We start from the raw sequence: 12,943 nt of genomic DNA, 5'->3' as shown, positions 1-12,943 counted from the left end.
TGAAAAATCTGCTGCAAATATAACATTTCATAATTGAGGTAGTGAGTTTTAGATTAAAATGTCTGCTGTAAAAGAGAAACCTTCAAATAGCGGCAGAAAACTGATACATAGAGAGAATGCCGGATTTTTTCGATATGTAAATTGTGGCAGAAGATTGTGGTTAAAAACATCTACCGCAAAAGGTACTCAATGAAATATTGGCAGTTTTATTCTTGAAAAGTGCTCGATAGCTGAGTCAAAAACAGATATAAGGTAGTATAGTTTGGAGGAGACAATACCATGTCAGAGATAGACAGATTAAAAGAAGTGGTTGAGAAACTGAGGGCTGAGGATGGCTGTCCGTGGGACAGGGCTCAGACTCATACGAGTTTGAAACCTGAGTGTATTGAAGAAGCTGCTGAAGTCATCGGTGGAATCAATATACTTGAAAAAACAGGAGATCCTGAGAACCTCAAGGAAGAGCTTGGGGATCTTCTTTTACAGGTCATGTTCCATTCTGTTATTGCGGAGGAGGAAGGCCTTTTTTCATTTGATGATGTAGTAAAGGGAATCTCTGATAAGATGGTAAGGAGACATCCGCATGTGTTTAGCGGTGTGACTTTTTCATCAGAGGAAGAACTTCACAAAGCCTGGGCTGATATCAAAAAGGCAGAGAAGGCCGGAAAAGAATGGCATGCTGATTATCTCCCGGAGGCTTTTAAGGAAGCAGGGGAGTTCATTGAAAAGGCTAAGGAAAGAAAAGGGATATGAATTTTGTAAAGCTGATGCAGTCTGAGGAGTATGATTTCCTTAGAACTAATGAGAGACTTGGAAATAGAATAATGCTGCTGGGACTCGGTGGCAGCTATGCATATGGAACTAATAATGAAAACAGCGATATAGATTTCAGAGGCGTTACATTGCAGATGCCGTCTGATTTATTGGGGCTTACCGAGTTTGATCAGTATGAGGATGATAAGACAGATACTGTTATCTATGGTTTCAACAAGCTGGTGAAGCTTCTTGTGGAGTGCAATCCGAACACATGTGAGATGCTGGGGCTTGATGATGATCAGTATCTTATTATGTCTGAGCTGGGACAGGAATTAAAAGATAACAGCCATATGTTTTTGTCCAAAAGAGCGATAAAGACGTTCGGCGGTTATGCGGATTCTCAGCTTCGAAGGCTTCAGAACGCGATAGCAAGGGACAGCCTTCCGCAGAGTGAGAGGGAGAAGCATATCCTGAAGTCTGTTATGCATGCCCTTGATGATGTGAACAGAAGATATTATGGGAAAACTGAGGGCGGACTGAAGCTGTATATCGATAAGGCAGAGAATCCTGAGTTTGATACAGAGATATTTGTAGATGCAAATTATGAGCATTTTCCGCTTCGTGATTATGAGGATGTGTGGGGAGTCATGCGGAGCGTTGTGCGAGACTATGACAAGCTCGGCAAGCGCAACAAAAAGAAGGATGACAACCACCTTAATAAGCATGCAATGCATCTGATTCGACTTTTCATGATGGCGATTGATATTCTGGAAAATGGCGAGATTATAACGCACAGGACGAATGACCTGGATACACTGCTCGCAATTCGAAGGGGCGACTTCATGGAGGCGGATGGATCCTATTCACCTGCTTTCTTTGAGATGCTTGATGAGTATGAGAGAAAACTGGATGAGGCTGCGAAGAAAACAACCCTTCCTGATAATCCTGATATGGAGAAGGTAGAAAGATTTGTTGAGCGCGTAAACAGATACGCGGTTACAGGGGAACTTACATGAGAGATATTTTAAAGGAAATAGATGAAAAGCTTGATGAAATCGAGAAGACTGAGAATGTGAAAATTCTGCATGCGGTAGAGTCGGGCAGCAGGGCATGGGGGTTTGCTTCACCTGACAGCGACTATGATGTCAGGTTCGTTTACGTGCGTGATGCAAAGGACTATCTGAGACTTGATGAGCCAAGGGATGTCATAGAATGGCAGCTTGATGAAGTACTTGATATAAACGGATGGGATCTGAAGAAGGCGCTGAAGCAGTTTGCCAGGGGAAATGCCACTTTGTTCGAGTGGAGCGGATCTCCGATAGTGTACAGGACAACTCCTGAATGGGCCAGAATTGCGGAGGTATCGGGCCAGTACTTTTCTGAAAAGTCCGCGGTATATCATTACTATGGGACCGCAAACCATACATATCAGGAGTACCTAACAGGTGAGATGGTGAGATACAAGAAGTATTTTTATGCTCTTAGGCCTATTCTTGCCGCGATGTATATTGAGAAGAATCACGCAGCACCACCGGTTTTGTTTGATGATCTGTTAAAGATGGAATTGTCACAGGAACTTAGGTCTGCAATTGACGAGCTTCTTGAAATCAAGAAACGGACAACGGAAAAAGAAGAGAATCCCCAGCTTCCTGTAATCAGGAAATTTATCGAGGATGAAGTGATAAGGCTTAAGAAGATTGCCGATAATATGCCTGATGATCACAATAATGACTGGGGCAGTTTAAATAGTCTGTTTAGGGAAATAATAGGATAAAAAATGTAAAATGAAAAATATCCATGCCACTGTATTTTAGGAGCATGGATATTTTTTGAGATTGTAAGGGTGTGTTATCTCTTCACTTTAACTGAAGCTACTTTGCTCCAATCTGAATACTTCTTTTCATTTGAAGTAGGATAAGAATATGCGCGGATTCTTACGAAAACTTTCTTTCCTCTGTACTGCTTGGGAATTGTTATTTTCTTTGAATTAGCGGTTCCTTTTGCTTCACATTTTTTAATTGTGCTGTAGAAAGCTTTTCTATCGGAAATCTCAATTTCATATCCGGCAATATTTCTGTCTGTTATTTTATTCCAGTTTATAGATACTTTGCCCTTCTTTGATGCCTTAGCCTTGATTTTATTGAGCTTTACGGTTGAAACATCTGTAGATAATCCGGATTTAAGCTGGAAGGTATAAATGCCTGCGTAGTTGGAACCGATTCTTAAATAATAGGTACCGGCATTTAATGAATGAGCAAATTCATCTGAACCGCTACCATCTGCTACATAGTTTCCGTTTCCGTCCTGTATTAAATAATTGGGAGTTACTCTATCGGTGAGTGAGGTTAAAACCAGCTTTACATCACATGTTGAAGGTGCTGTAAATTTATACCAGTCATACTTTTCAGCTCCGGAGCATATCATACCTGTATATACTGTTCCGGATAATGATGGAATGATGCTTGCTGTTTCGGGAATATCATTATTTACTGTTTCTGTTTCGGGAAAGCTTTCGTTTTCAGGAGTGAAATAGAAAGTAAACTCCGGTGCATAGTCGTTACAATAATAGTTGCATACTCTGACGGAATACTGGCCGGCTCTTAGGTATCTTGTAAAATCATCAATTTTATACCAGCCATTACTGTCATCAAAAAAAATACTGTTATTGTCCTTGTCACGAATTTCAACGCCTTGAATTCTGTCACTGATTGTATGAAATGTTAATCGTCCGGAAGAGGGAATCGTCATAGTGTAATAGTTATTACGAATACCCTTTTCAAGCTTTATGACTTTATTAAGCTGCATCACTTCACCTTCACCAATCGGTAAAGTAACTGCCTTCGCATCAAGTGGTGACAACCAAATGCTGCAAACTGCTGCCAGCATGACAAATTGCATGCCAAGGAAATTTTTTAAATTTTTCATTTAATCCTCCATAATAATAAATACACACTTAATCAAAAACGCAACAGTTTGTGATTATAGCACGTTGCCATAAGTTTAGCAATGTATGATTTAATAATTTGGGTTTTAGGACTAAGATTTTTGAAGGAGTTGCTGATGGAGCTGATAAAGATCAGATAGCTAATGCGATAAGGAAAGCCTTTTTTAAATAGCTGGTCTATCCTTTTTGAACTTAATAATTACAAAAACAAGGGCAATGCATAGGCACAAAATATGATTTAAGGGCTATTATTGGTCGAAAAATTGAACATCATATTTGTATGTGTTATAATTTCAACGTTCGTTTTTTACGAAACATGAGGGGACGCGTTTGCAATATTTTGTGAACAGAATAATAGAGAAAAGGGGAAATCGTATGAAAAGAGTTTTAAAAAAAGTTACTGGGATTATTATGGCTGCTGCATTCGCAGTGAGCGCATTATCAGTTGCCAAGGTTGACGCTAAGGCTACTGCAGCAATCAACGCTAATCAGGAGTATAAGCTGACACTTGGATATGATGAGAAGGCAGAATACACATTTGTTACACAGCCTGATTGTACTACAAGTGTTACGGCTTGTATTGTTGGAGGAAGCAGTAACACTGGATTTGCATGGATGAAGTTAACTGTTGATTATTGCAAATATGATTCAGTTTATGTCGATAACGAAAAAGGCGCTGCATCAACAGGTACATTTGTATTTGCTCCCGGAAAGACTGCTACTCTTACTTTTAATAGTTCAAATGTAGGTACTGCAAAAACTATAGATATTGCATTTACTGTTAATTCTACTCCTGTCAGCAATCTTGAGAAGGAAGGCAATAATTCACCTAATTCCGCTACTAAGATAAAGCTTAATAAGACATATAACGGTGTTGTGTCATATGCTGATTCTGATACAGACTGGTATGTTTTTAAGGCACCTAAGACAGGTAAATACAAGTTTTATGTTGTAAATGCATTGATTGACGGAGGTAGCTCTGTTTGGTGTCACGGTTATAAGTCAAAGACAAAGAATGACAGCGATTTTTCTGCTTATTTAACCGCAGGAGACGGTTGGAAGAATTCTAAAAAGATAAAACTAAAAAAAGGAAAGAAGTATTACATCAAATTTAGCAGCACCGGCCATAAAGCTGTTCCCGTACAGATCAGAGTTAAGAAAGTTAAATAATTGTTTTGATAATATCAGGGTTTGCTTTTAGCAAGCCCTGAAATTATATTTAAGGAGAATATGTAAACATGAAGAGAGCACTTGTATTGTAATTAGTATTTGTGCTATATTCATCCTTCGAGGGGACAGATATGCAAACAGTATTTGGGGCTGTTTGGATAAAAAAAAGAAGTTTTAAGGGGAAATCAAAATGGAAAGAAACAGAAAATCGTTGGTGTGGGTCATCGCAGCTTTTCTTTGCGTGGCTCTTTTCTTCGGATGTTCATCCGGGAATTTCAAGATTAAGGCAGAAGCTGCCTCCAGTGCAACTTTAGTTACCGGGAATAACTTTAATAAGGCACTTAAAAAATTTGTAAGCAACAAGGTTTCCAGTTATACAGATGAAGATGAGACTATTGAGCATGTCATTTTTATGGCCAAGGGATCCACTCCAAATAAAAAGCTGCCTTCAAAGAATATTGGGACTGCAAATAATTCGGTTATGGCCTATTACGATAGTGAAAAGAAAAACGTATACATTTATTCTGCTGCAAATACCATATTTTTAAATGCTGATAGTGCAAATATGTTCTATGGATATACGGCAGTAAAAAGTATCGAATTTAATGGAAGAATAAGCACTTCCAGGGTAACAAACTTCAACGATATGTTTGGATTATGTCACAAGCTGGAGGTCCTTGATGTAAGCAACTTTGATACATCAAAGGCTACAAACCTTTCCGGTATGTTTAATCACTGTGATGTGTTAAAAACGATAGATATCAGTAATTTCAATACATCAAAGGTAACTTCAATGCATAGCATGTTTTTCTGGTGCTCTGCAGTTGAAAAATTGGATTTCAGTAATTTTGATACATCAAAGGTGGAATACTTCACTCAGATGTTTGTAGGATGTTATGGATTAGAGTCACTTGATCTTTCAAGCTTTAAAACTTCAAATGTTACTGAAATGTATAGGACTTTTGATGGCTGTAAGAATCTCAAATCACTCGATCTTAGCAATTTTGATACCTCCAAGGTTACCAATATGAAGTGGATGTTCGAGGGATGCTATAATCTCGAGAACCTGAATATAAGCAGTTTTAATACATCAAAGGTTACAGATTGCACAGAGATGCTAAATAGATGTGATAAGCTGAAAGTACTTGATGCACCTAAGATTATAGGTAAGGCGATAGCTCTTCCCGGCGAGTTCGGACTTGATAATAACAAGGATGGCAAGGCTGATAATGCAACTGTATATACAAAGCTCGCAGTAAAAAAGAGCGGAACAAGTAACAGATATATCAACCTGAAGAAGGAAGAAGAAAAGAAGCCGGAAGATGGTGCAACATTAAATACAGGAAAAAGCATAAATTTAGCACTTAAAAGATTCGTAGACAGCAAAATTTTAATTCATTTATATGATGATAAGACTATTGAGCATGTTGTGTTTTTGGCAAAGGGAGTCACTCCGGATAAAAAACTGCCTTCATGCATTATTAGTACCGGTGATAATCGGGTTACGGCCCATTACGATAGTGGAAAGAAAACCGTATACATTTATTCCTCTGCCAAGACAATATTTTTCAATCCTGATAGTTCAGACATGTTCTATGGATTTAATGCATTGAAAAGTATTGAATTTAATGGAAGAATAAACACATCCAAGGTAATGGATTTCCATAATATGTTTATGGCATGTAAAGGGCTGGAGGTTCTTGATGTAAGCAAATTTGATACTTCAAATGCTGTCAACCTTGCTTCTATGTTTGAACACTGTGATGTTTTAAAAACAATTGATGTCAGTAATTTCAATACATCAAAGGTGACATCAATGTTTGGTATGTTTGCCAAGTGTTATACAATTGAAAAGCTGGATGTCAGTAAGTTTGATACATCAAAGGTGACAAATTTCGCGCAGATGTTTGATGACTGTTATAAATTAAAGTCACTTGATCTTTCAGGTTTCAATACTTCCAATGCTACAAACATGCGCAGTGCATTTAATTACTGTTCTAATCTCAAATCACTTGACCTTAGCAATTTTGACACATCTAAGGTAACTAATATGGCGACGATGTTCTTGGGATGTACTGGTCTCGAAACTCTGAACATAAGCAGCTTTAACACAGGAAAGGTTACTGATTGCGCAGGTATGTTCAACTTCTGCGGTAGGCTGAAAGTAATCGATGCGCCCAAGGTTATTGGCATGGAAATAGAACTTCCGGGTGAGTTCGGACTTGATAATAATAAGGATGGCAAGGCTGATGATGAGACTGTATATAAAAAGCTTGGAGTTAAAAAGAGCGGAGCAAGTGATAGATATATCAACCTGAGGAAGGAAGAAGAAAAGAAACCGGATCCTTCAGAGAGTGGCGAATCAGGGAATGAAGGCGGATCCGAATCAGGAAATCAGGGTGATGGCTCTGAATCCGGCAAGCCGGAGGATAAGCCAACACCGACTGAGTCACCGGCTCCGATCGATACTGCAAATCAGTCAAATCCTTATGAGCAGGCAGCACAGGCTTCCAATCCTGCAACACCTCAGGTAGAAGCAGAAGCGGCGGAGAAGATCGACGGCAAGCAGAAGAGAACATCAATTACAAAGCTTACCGCCGGCAAGAAATCAATCACAATTGCCTGGAAAAAGCAGACCGGTATTAAGGGCTATGAGATCCAGTACACCACAGACAAGAATTTCAATAAGGACGTAAATGCTGTAACTATAGTTAAAGCCAAGACTACTTCAAAAACCATAAAGAAGCTTAAAACCAATAAAAAATACTACGTCAGAATTCGTACTTATAAAAAATCAGGCGCTGAAAAGATCTACTCAAAGTGGAGTAAATCTAAGAGTGTGAAGGTTAAATAAAGAACAAAAAAGAGAAAGCTACTATACCCGCGAAGATCATTATTGCTGATGCTATGCCGGTGGCTTTCTCTTTTACTGTCTCTAAGTCTATATAACGGTTGTTGAAGCGAACCGTGTCTACGATTTTGGGTGAAGCTTTACCAATGAACGCTTTGTTTGCAGAATTATTGTGGCCCATAATTTTTCCTCCCATAAATCCATAAATGTTTATAAAAACAACATCTAGTGGTTTTAAATGATTATAACCACAATATATAAAATGTTTATAAACTTGAGGAGAAAAAAATATTAAAAAAAGAGCCCCAGTCCAATGAGGACTGAAGCTCTTGCATGCGATTGTACAGATTAAAAATTTGTTCCCTTGAGCGTGTATTCAAGGTCAGCAGGTGATTCAACTTTTCTTAAAGGAATGTACGCACTTGTCGTAAAATAGCCATCACCGGAGTGATAGTTTACATAAAGGTTAAAAAGATCCTTTATAAGGTCGTCATATGTTTGCGATAAAGCCGGAGCTTGACTAAGCCGAACGGCTAATATTATACTGTTTTTAGCGTGATAAAGCCGAACGGCTTATTATTTGACATTTTTGACTGAAATAAGCCGAACGGCTAAAAGGAGTAAATATGGTCATAGCGGATACTAAAATGTTTGGAGAGGCTTTGAAAAAGCGCAGGAAAGAGCTGGGATATACACAACGCTATATTTCAGAATTTACGGGCTTTAGCATCAGTTTCATTTCTGATCTGGAGAATGGAAAGAGCACGGCTGAACTTGGAAAGGCAATTTTCCTGGCGAATATGCTTGGATTGGATATTGTGATAAATTCAAGGGGCAACAAATGAGAAAATACGACGTTATTTTGGAAATACAGGGTAGACAGGTGGTAGTCGGATATATCGAAGGGGAATCATTCAGGGAATCCGTTGGAAGATCAGCTGAAGTTATGGCGCAGGATTGTTTTTGATTATGTCCTTGGGAATACTGACGCTCATATCAAGAATTTCTCATTACTGTATAGCTATGATCTTGGAGAGAAGAGGCTTTCTCCGGCATATGATAAGTACAGCTATATACGAAGCTGCTACCAGAGAGATGTCTTCCATGGGATTTGAGAATGCAATGGATATAGGTGATAGGATACTTCATGCCAGAAGGAGTGTCTTGTAGTTTTTGAAAAAGTGGAAATAAGGAGGTAATAATGGTAAAGCATGTGATTTTATGGACATTAAAAGATGAACTGTCAGCTGAGGAAAAGGCTGAGATTAAAAAGGGGATTAAGGAAGGACTCGAGGGTCTGAAGGGAAAGGTTCCGGGGATTGTTGAAATCAAGGTTAATATCAATGGCCTGGAATCTTCAAATGCGGATCTGATGCTTGATTCTACATTTGAAGATGAGGCGGCTCTTAAGGGATACGCGGTTCATCCTGAGCACGTAGCAGTTGCGGATACTAAGGTAAGACCATATACAAAGATCAGAAGTTGTTTGGATTTTGAGGTGTGATGAAAGTGGTTATGAGCGATAATAGTATTGGACAGTGTATTCAAAACGAGATCGACAGGATATACGGAATCGAATACGGGAAAAAGACCGGCAAGGTGCTTGTGCCTGCTTTTCTAGGAGACTTCAGAAAAGTACTTGAGAATAGCATTGCGGGGGATGTTGTTTCCGAGGAGTATATGACTGAAGATAAGAAAATGCATCTGATCCTGAAAGGGCAGAAAAGGCTTGGTGCTAAGGGATATGTGCCTTTCATTGTTTCATGTATATGCAATGACAGGGAACTACTTAGCTCGGAAGTATTGTTTTTGGAAGAAATGTTATAAAGGTGCATAGATGATGTTAAATGATCTATGGAAAAACTGAGTCAAATCTATTCGATGGGGTATTAAAATGAGATTTTTAGGAAACATTATCTGGTTTGTTTTTGGTGGATTATTAAGCGCAATAGCCTGGTGGATTACAGGCCTCTTGTGGTGCATAACTGTAGTAGGCATTCCTTTTGGAAAGCAGCTCTTCAAGATTGCAAAAGTGGCACTTATGCCCTTTGGAGCAAAGGTGGTCAGAAAGCATTATCTTTGATTTGAATGGCAACTTTGATATGGTGTGTCATAAAACGGACAGCAAAATTGGTAGAATAGACCCGGATGAAATTGTAAGAAGTTTACGAGTTTATCAGGGAGGTGCTTATGTTTGATACACATCATATCTATCAGGGATTTGGGTCGGAATTGTTGTTTTCGGTTGTGATAATAATTCTTGCTGGAATTCTGGCAGTGAGTTAGGAGGTATCTCGGATATGATAACCGTTAATCTTTATTATAAGGGAACAAATGGAAATGCCAGAGCTTTTGCTGATGAAATGGAGTCATCGGGGATAGCTGATGCGATAAGAAAAGAGGAAGGGAATCTTCGATATCAGTATTTCCAGCCGATAGGGGATCCTGAGACGGTCCTTCTCATAGATTCATGGACGGATCAGGCTGCGATTGATGCTCACCATGCGTCGCCGATGATGGAGCAGCTCGCAAAGCTTCGCGAGAAATATGATCTTCATATGACAGTGGAGAGATTTGTCAGTGACGACTATGAAGGAGACGAGGGCTTCATTAGAAAGTAATGTGAAGCTCTTGATGTATAAAAGTGTAAGGAGTAAGGAAAGATGTTTTTTATAATGGGGATAACACAGGGCAGGAAGGATTTTGATTTTAACCAGTTTGTGACCTGCACTATCTGTGGGAAGTATGGACGCTTCAATGTGTTCATGACATATATGGTTTTGTCTCTTTTCTTCATTCCTACAATAAAGTGGAGTAAACGCTACTATGTACAGACAAGCTGCTGCGGCACAGTTTATGAGCTTGATCCTGAGATTGGAAAAGCAATTGCAAGAGGCGAAAATGTCGAGATCCAGCAGTGCCATCTGACACGTGTGATGAATGGAAACGGATATGTGAGTGGCTATAAAAAGTGCAGACAGTGCGGCTACGAAACGGTAGAGGATTTCGAGTTCTGTCCTAAATGCGGAACGAGGTTTTGAAAGTATAAAACAAAAAAAGATATGACTTTGTTTAGGAGAAGGCTTAAGGCTTTCTCCTATTTTTTCGAATTTTAATTTCAGGAATGAGTGAAACTTTTTGGAGAAATTCTTAAAAAGAGACAAATTGTTAAATTTAACTTGAAATAATTAAAGCGGGGGTAGTATGATGGGTGACGTTGCGTCAAAAATTTGAAAAGAAGAATGTGTTTTTTGCAGGAGGATCAAATGAAAAGAAACATAAGACTGATAATGTATGCATTATGTATGATCATGATGTTTGGGTACTCAAAGGAAGTACATGCTATAGATGCAAATCAGCAGGAAAACCAACTTGCGGTTACTATACATGCTGGTGAGGGATACTATTTTTGTGATGAATGGTGGGATGAGAATAAGACAGAATATACGTATTCATCATCAAAAGTAAACGATAAAACTGTATATAAAGTGCATAAAACTTTGAAGAATTATGTAAGGCGCTATTCACAGCATGTTGATGATAACTTTATTTTGGATTGGTACACTGATCCTGCACTTACTCATAAATTCAATCTAACAACAGAAAACTTGAAGAACAATCCTAAGATTGATTTATATGCTAAGTGGGGAAAATGCTATGAACTTGATCCTCAACTCGGAGAAGTATATGGCCTTGTTCATAATGATTATAGGTTTTTAAGCGGAGATAAAATTAAGGTTAGGGTTAAGAGAGCGGAATATGGTTATGAGCATTCTGATTATGATATAGATTATTACTATGATAATGCGTGGCAAACATTATATTCTGTAAGGAAAGATGGATTTGTTTTAACAGGTCTTAGCAAAACTCCCGATGGAGCTTTAGTCAATGAAGTCACATTTTCAAATTCAGATGAAACCCTCTATGGTATATGGGAGAAAGGCTGGAATCTGAGAATAGATTATAATGGTGGAATTTATAGCTCAGAATCTTATTCTTCGCGAAGGGTTGAGAATTTTACCATGCTTAATGGTAGTAAATTAAGCAGTGTAATAGGCAAGGACTATATCGATGACCTTATAAATAACTGTGAAAATGGTAATTATGTATGTGTTGGTTTTTCAAAAAATCCTAACGCAACTGTTGCTGAAATAGATGATTTGCTGGATATGACTGTGAATGCGGATACTACTGTGTACATGGTATGGCAGGATCCGAATAACATAACAACCAATGACAATAAGAAGACTGATGAACAGAAAAATAATCAGGCTAATGAAAAGGTAAATAATCAGAATAATAATTCTGAAGGTCAGAAAGATAGCAAGACTAATAATACTGAGACCAATAATCAGGACAATGTCAAGAACGAGACTCCGGCAGCAGTAGGAACTGTTATTAATGAAAAGACTACAGGAACAAATGCTAAGTATAAGGTAAAATCTTCAACTAACGGTTCAGCATCAGTATCATACGCAGGCGTTTCAAATAAAAATGCTAAGTCAATCACAATTCCTTCTACAATTAAAGATGAGAATGGTGTTGAGTACGCAGTTACTGAGATTGATGCAAAAGCGGTTTCCGGAAACAAGAAGGTAAAGAAAGTTACTATTCCTTCAACTGTTACTAAGATTAACAAGAATGCTTTTACAAATTGCGGAAAACTCGGAAAAATCACAATTAACGCAAACTCATTAAACAGTATCGGAAAGAATGCATTTAAGGGAATCAAATCCGGTGCAAAGATTACCGTAATCTGCAAGGATAAAGAGACTTTTAACAAAATCGTTAAGATGATGAAAAAAGCCGGTGCTAAAGACGCTAAGTATAAGTGGAAAAAAGGCTAAATAATTTTATGGGTGGTGCATATCCGGTATGCATCGCCTTTGCTAGCGTAAAGTTTTTGTAGGATTAATTGAAAAAGGGGATTTCCTTCATGGTATAGTTGATATTCGGGTGTGCAAACCTAATACAACTAGATGGAGGAGTCCCCTTGTGTTAAATAGTATACAGCATTTTATTGAGAATGGAGTACCAAATCTTCAGAAAGCATCAAAAGATTTCTCGGAGAATCCAAAGGACTTTGCAGGGTTTGTAAGCAGAGTGCGAAATGAAGCATTACAGATGGCATTGGACTACATTTCAGAGACACTCTCCACCTGCAACCAGATTCTTAAGGACAGTCCCATAAGAAGAGAAAAATGGGAAGTGGTTAGAACTGATGA

Annotated in this window: 16 protein-coding genes and 1 pseudogene; 15 read left to right on the top strand and 2 right to left on the bottom strand. The window is 38.4% G+C overall.

Annotation, left to right across the window (positions count from 1 at the left end; translation table 11 throughout):
* Positions 1-279: 279 nt before the first annotated feature.
* Genes BMW61_RS15730 through BMW61_RS15720 form a run of 3 tightly spaced genes read left to right on the top strand, consistent with a single transcriptional unit; the run spans position 280 to position 2,527 of the window.
* The gene (locus tag BMW61_RS15730) at positions 280-750 is read left to right on the top strand and encodes a MazG nucleotide pyrophosphohydrolase domain-containing protein (protein ID WP_091823796.1); all 471 of its coding nucleotides are present in this window, start codon (positions 280-282) and stop codon (positions 748-750) included.
* Complete coding sequence (locus BMW61_RS15725) at positions 747-1,769, top strand: nucleotidyltransferase domain-containing protein (protein ID WP_091823794.1); 1,023 nt, start codon at positions 747-749, stop codon at positions 1,767-1,769. The genes BMW61_RS15730 and BMW61_RS15725 overlap by 4 nt, the downstream gene beginning before the upstream one ends.
* Positions 1,766-2,527, top strand: a complete 762-nt coding sequence (locus tag BMW61_RS15720) for a nucleotidyltransferase domain-containing protein (RefSeq protein ID WP_091823792.1) — start codon at positions 1,766-1,768, stop codon at positions 2,525-2,527. The genes BMW61_RS15725 and BMW61_RS15720 overlap by 4 nt, the downstream gene beginning before the upstream one ends.
* A 74-nt stretch (positions 2,528-2,601) precedes the next feature.
* Here the strand turns inward: BMW61_RS15720 and BMW61_RS15715 are convergent, their stop codons facing one another.
* Complete coding sequence (locus BMW61_RS15715; RefSeq protein ID WP_091823790.1) at positions 2,602-3,678, bottom strand: hypothetical protein; 1,077 nt, start codon at positions 3,676-3,678, stop codon at positions 2,602-2,604.
* A gap of 394 nt (positions 3,679-4,072) precedes the next feature.
* On the opposite strand from BMW61_RS15715, the gene BMW61_RS15710 reads away from it, so the two are divergent.
* Positions 4,073-4,867 (top strand): hypothetical protein, encoded by a 795-nt coding sequence (locus BMW61_RS15710; RefSeq protein WP_091823788.1) that lies wholly within the window; start codon positions 4,073-4,075, stop codon positions 4,865-4,867.
* A 190-nt stretch (positions 4,868-5,057) separates the two neighbouring features.
* The gene (locus BMW61_RS15705; RefSeq protein ID WP_091823786.1) at positions 5,058-7,721 is read left to right on the top strand and encodes a BspA family leucine-rich repeat surface protein; all 2,664 of its coding nucleotides are present in this window, start codon (positions 5,058-5,060) and stop codon (positions 7,719-7,721) included.
* Here BMW61_RS15705 and BMW61_RS15700 read toward each other — a convergent pair.
* Positions 7,714-7,899, bottom strand: coding sequence for a hypothetical protein (locus BMW61_RS15700; protein ID WP_022763461.1), 186 nt, complete (start codon positions 7,897-7,899; stop codon positions 7,714-7,716). The two genes, BMW61_RS15705 and BMW61_RS15700, sit on opposite strands and share 8 nt — an antisense overlap.
* Positions 7,900-8,344: 445 nt before the next feature.
* Here BMW61_RS15700 and BMW61_RS15695 point away from each other — a divergent pair, with 445 nt between their 5' ends.
* The 10 genes and pseudogenes from BMW61_RS15695 to BMW61_RS15655 form a co-directional block, all read left to right on the top strand.
* Positions 8,345-8,563 (top strand): helix-turn-helix domain-containing protein, encoded by a 219-nt coding sequence (locus tag BMW61_RS15695; RefSeq protein WP_022763462.1) that lies wholly within the window; start codon positions 8,345-8,347, stop codon positions 8,561-8,563.
* A complete protein-coding gene (locus BMW61_RS22740) occupies positions 8,560-8,685 on the top strand; it encodes a hypothetical protein (RefSeq protein ID WP_022763463.1) in 126 nt (41 codons plus the stop codon). Before BMW61_RS15695 ends, BMW61_RS22740 begins: the two co-directional genes overlap by 4 nt.
* Positions 8,645-8,731: pseudogene (locus tag BMW61_RS23090) on the top strand (HipA domain-containing protein); the annotation flags it as partial. The gene BMW61_RS22740 and the pseudogene BMW61_RS23090, both read left to right, overlap by 41 nt.
* 188 nt (positions 8,732-8,919) lie before the next feature.
* Positions 8,920-9,222 (top strand): Dabb family protein, encoded by a 303-nt coding sequence (locus BMW61_RS15685; protein WP_022763465.1) that lies wholly within the window; start codon positions 8,920-8,922, stop codon positions 9,220-9,222.
* A gap of 11 nt (positions 9,223-9,233) precedes the next feature.
* A complete protein-coding gene (locus tag BMW61_RS15680; protein ID WP_139176369.1) occupies positions 9,234-9,545 on the top strand; it encodes a hypothetical protein in 312 nt (103 codons plus the stop codon).
* Positions 9,546-9,612: 67 nt separating this feature from the next.
* Positions 9,613-9,801, top strand: coding sequence for a YccF domain-containing protein (locus tag BMW61_RS15675; protein WP_091823784.1), 189 nt, complete (start codon positions 9,613-9,615; stop codon positions 9,799-9,801).
* Positions 9,802-10,018: 217 nt separating this feature from the next.
* Positions 10,019-10,339: a putative quinol monooxygenase gene (locus tag BMW61_RS15670; protein ID WP_026499216.1), complete on the top strand. Its 321-nt coding sequence runs from the start codon at positions 10,019-10,021 to the stop codon at positions 10,337-10,339.
* A gap of 42 nt (positions 10,340-10,381) precedes the next feature.
* Positions 10,382-10,759 carry a zinc ribbon domain-containing protein gene (locus tag BMW61_RS15665; protein WP_091823782.1) on the top strand — a complete coding sequence of 126 codons (378 nt, stop codon included), beginning with the start codon at positions 10,382-10,384 and terminating at the stop codon, positions 10,757-10,759.
* Between the two features lie 225 nt (positions 10,760-10,984).
* Positions 10,985-12,565: a leucine-rich repeat protein gene (locus tag BMW61_RS15660; protein ID WP_175475252.1), complete on the top strand. Its 1,581-nt coding sequence runs from the start codon at positions 10,985-10,987 to the stop codon at positions 12,563-12,565.
* A 148-nt stretch (positions 12,566-12,713) separates the two neighbouring features.
* Positions 12,714-12,943, top strand: a 230-nt coding sequence (locus BMW61_RS15655) for a hypothetical protein (RefSeq protein ID WP_442857294.1), incomplete at its 3' end; no start/stop codon positions are given.

This window comes from Butyrivibrio sp. ob235 (assembly GCF_900109475.1).
In the GTDB taxonomy this organism is placed as follows: domain Bacteria; phylum Bacillota; class Clostridia; order Lachnospirales; family Lachnospiraceae; genus Butyrivibrio.
This window is presented reverse-complemented; position numbering and strand designations above follow the sequence as displayed.

Coding starts and splice junctions, on each gene's coding strand:
- BMW61_RS15715 (WP_091823790.1), bottom strand. CDS start 3,678: ATGAAAAATTTAAAAAATTTCCTTGGCATGCAATTTGTCATGCTGGCA.
- BMW61_RS15720 (WP_091823792.1), top strand. CDS start 1,766: ATGAGAGATATTTTAAAGGAAATAGATGAAAAGCTTGATGAAATCGAG.
- BMW61_RS15680 (WP_139176369.1), top strand. CDS start 9,234: ATGAGCGATAATAGTATTGGACAGTGTATTCAAAACGAGATCGACAGG.
- BMW61_RS15730 (WP_091823796.1), top strand. CDS start 280: ATGTCAGAGATAGACAGATTAAAAGAAGTGGTTGAGAAACTGAGGGCT.
- BMW61_RS15725 (WP_091823794.1), top strand. CDS start 747: ATGAATTTTGTAAAGCTGATGCAGTCTGAGGAGTATGATTTCCTTAGA.
- BMW61_RS15700 (WP_022763461.1), bottom strand. CDS start 7,899: ATGGGCCACAATAATTCTGCAAACAAAGCGTTCATTGGTAAAGCTTCA.
- BMW61_RS15685 (WP_022763465.1), top strand. CDS start 8,920: ATGGTAAAGCATGTGATTTTATGGACATTAAAAGATGAACTGTCAGCT.
- BMW61_RS15710 (WP_091823788.1), top strand. CDS start 4,073: ATGAAAAGAGTTTTAAAAAAAGTTACTGGGATTATTATGGCTGCTGCA.
- BMW61_RS15695 (WP_022763462.1), top strand. CDS start 8,345: ATGGTCATAGCGGATACTAAAATGTTTGGAGAGGCTTTGAAAAAGCGC.
- BMW61_RS15705 (WP_091823786.1), top strand. CDS start 5,058: ATGGAAAGAAACAGAAAATCGTTGGTGTGGGTCATCGCAGCTTTTCTT.
- BMW61_RS22740 (WP_022763463.1), top strand. CDS start 8,560: ATGAGAAAATACGACGTTATTTTGGAAATACAGGGTAGACAGGTGGTA.
- BMW61_RS15665 (WP_091823782.1), top strand. CDS start 10,382: ATGTTTTTTATAATGGGGATAACACAGGGCAGGAAGGATTTTGATTTT.
- BMW61_RS15660 (WP_175475252.1), top strand. CDS start 10,985: ATGAAAAGAAACATAAGACTGATAATGTATGCATTATGTATGATCATG.
- BMW61_RS15675 (WP_091823784.1), top strand. CDS start 9,613: ATGAGATTTTTAGGAAACATTATCTGGTTTGTTTTTGGTGGATTATTA.
- BMW61_RS15670 (WP_026499216.1), top strand. CDS start 10,019: ATGATAACCGTTAATCTTTATTATAAGGGAACAAATGGAAATGCCAGA.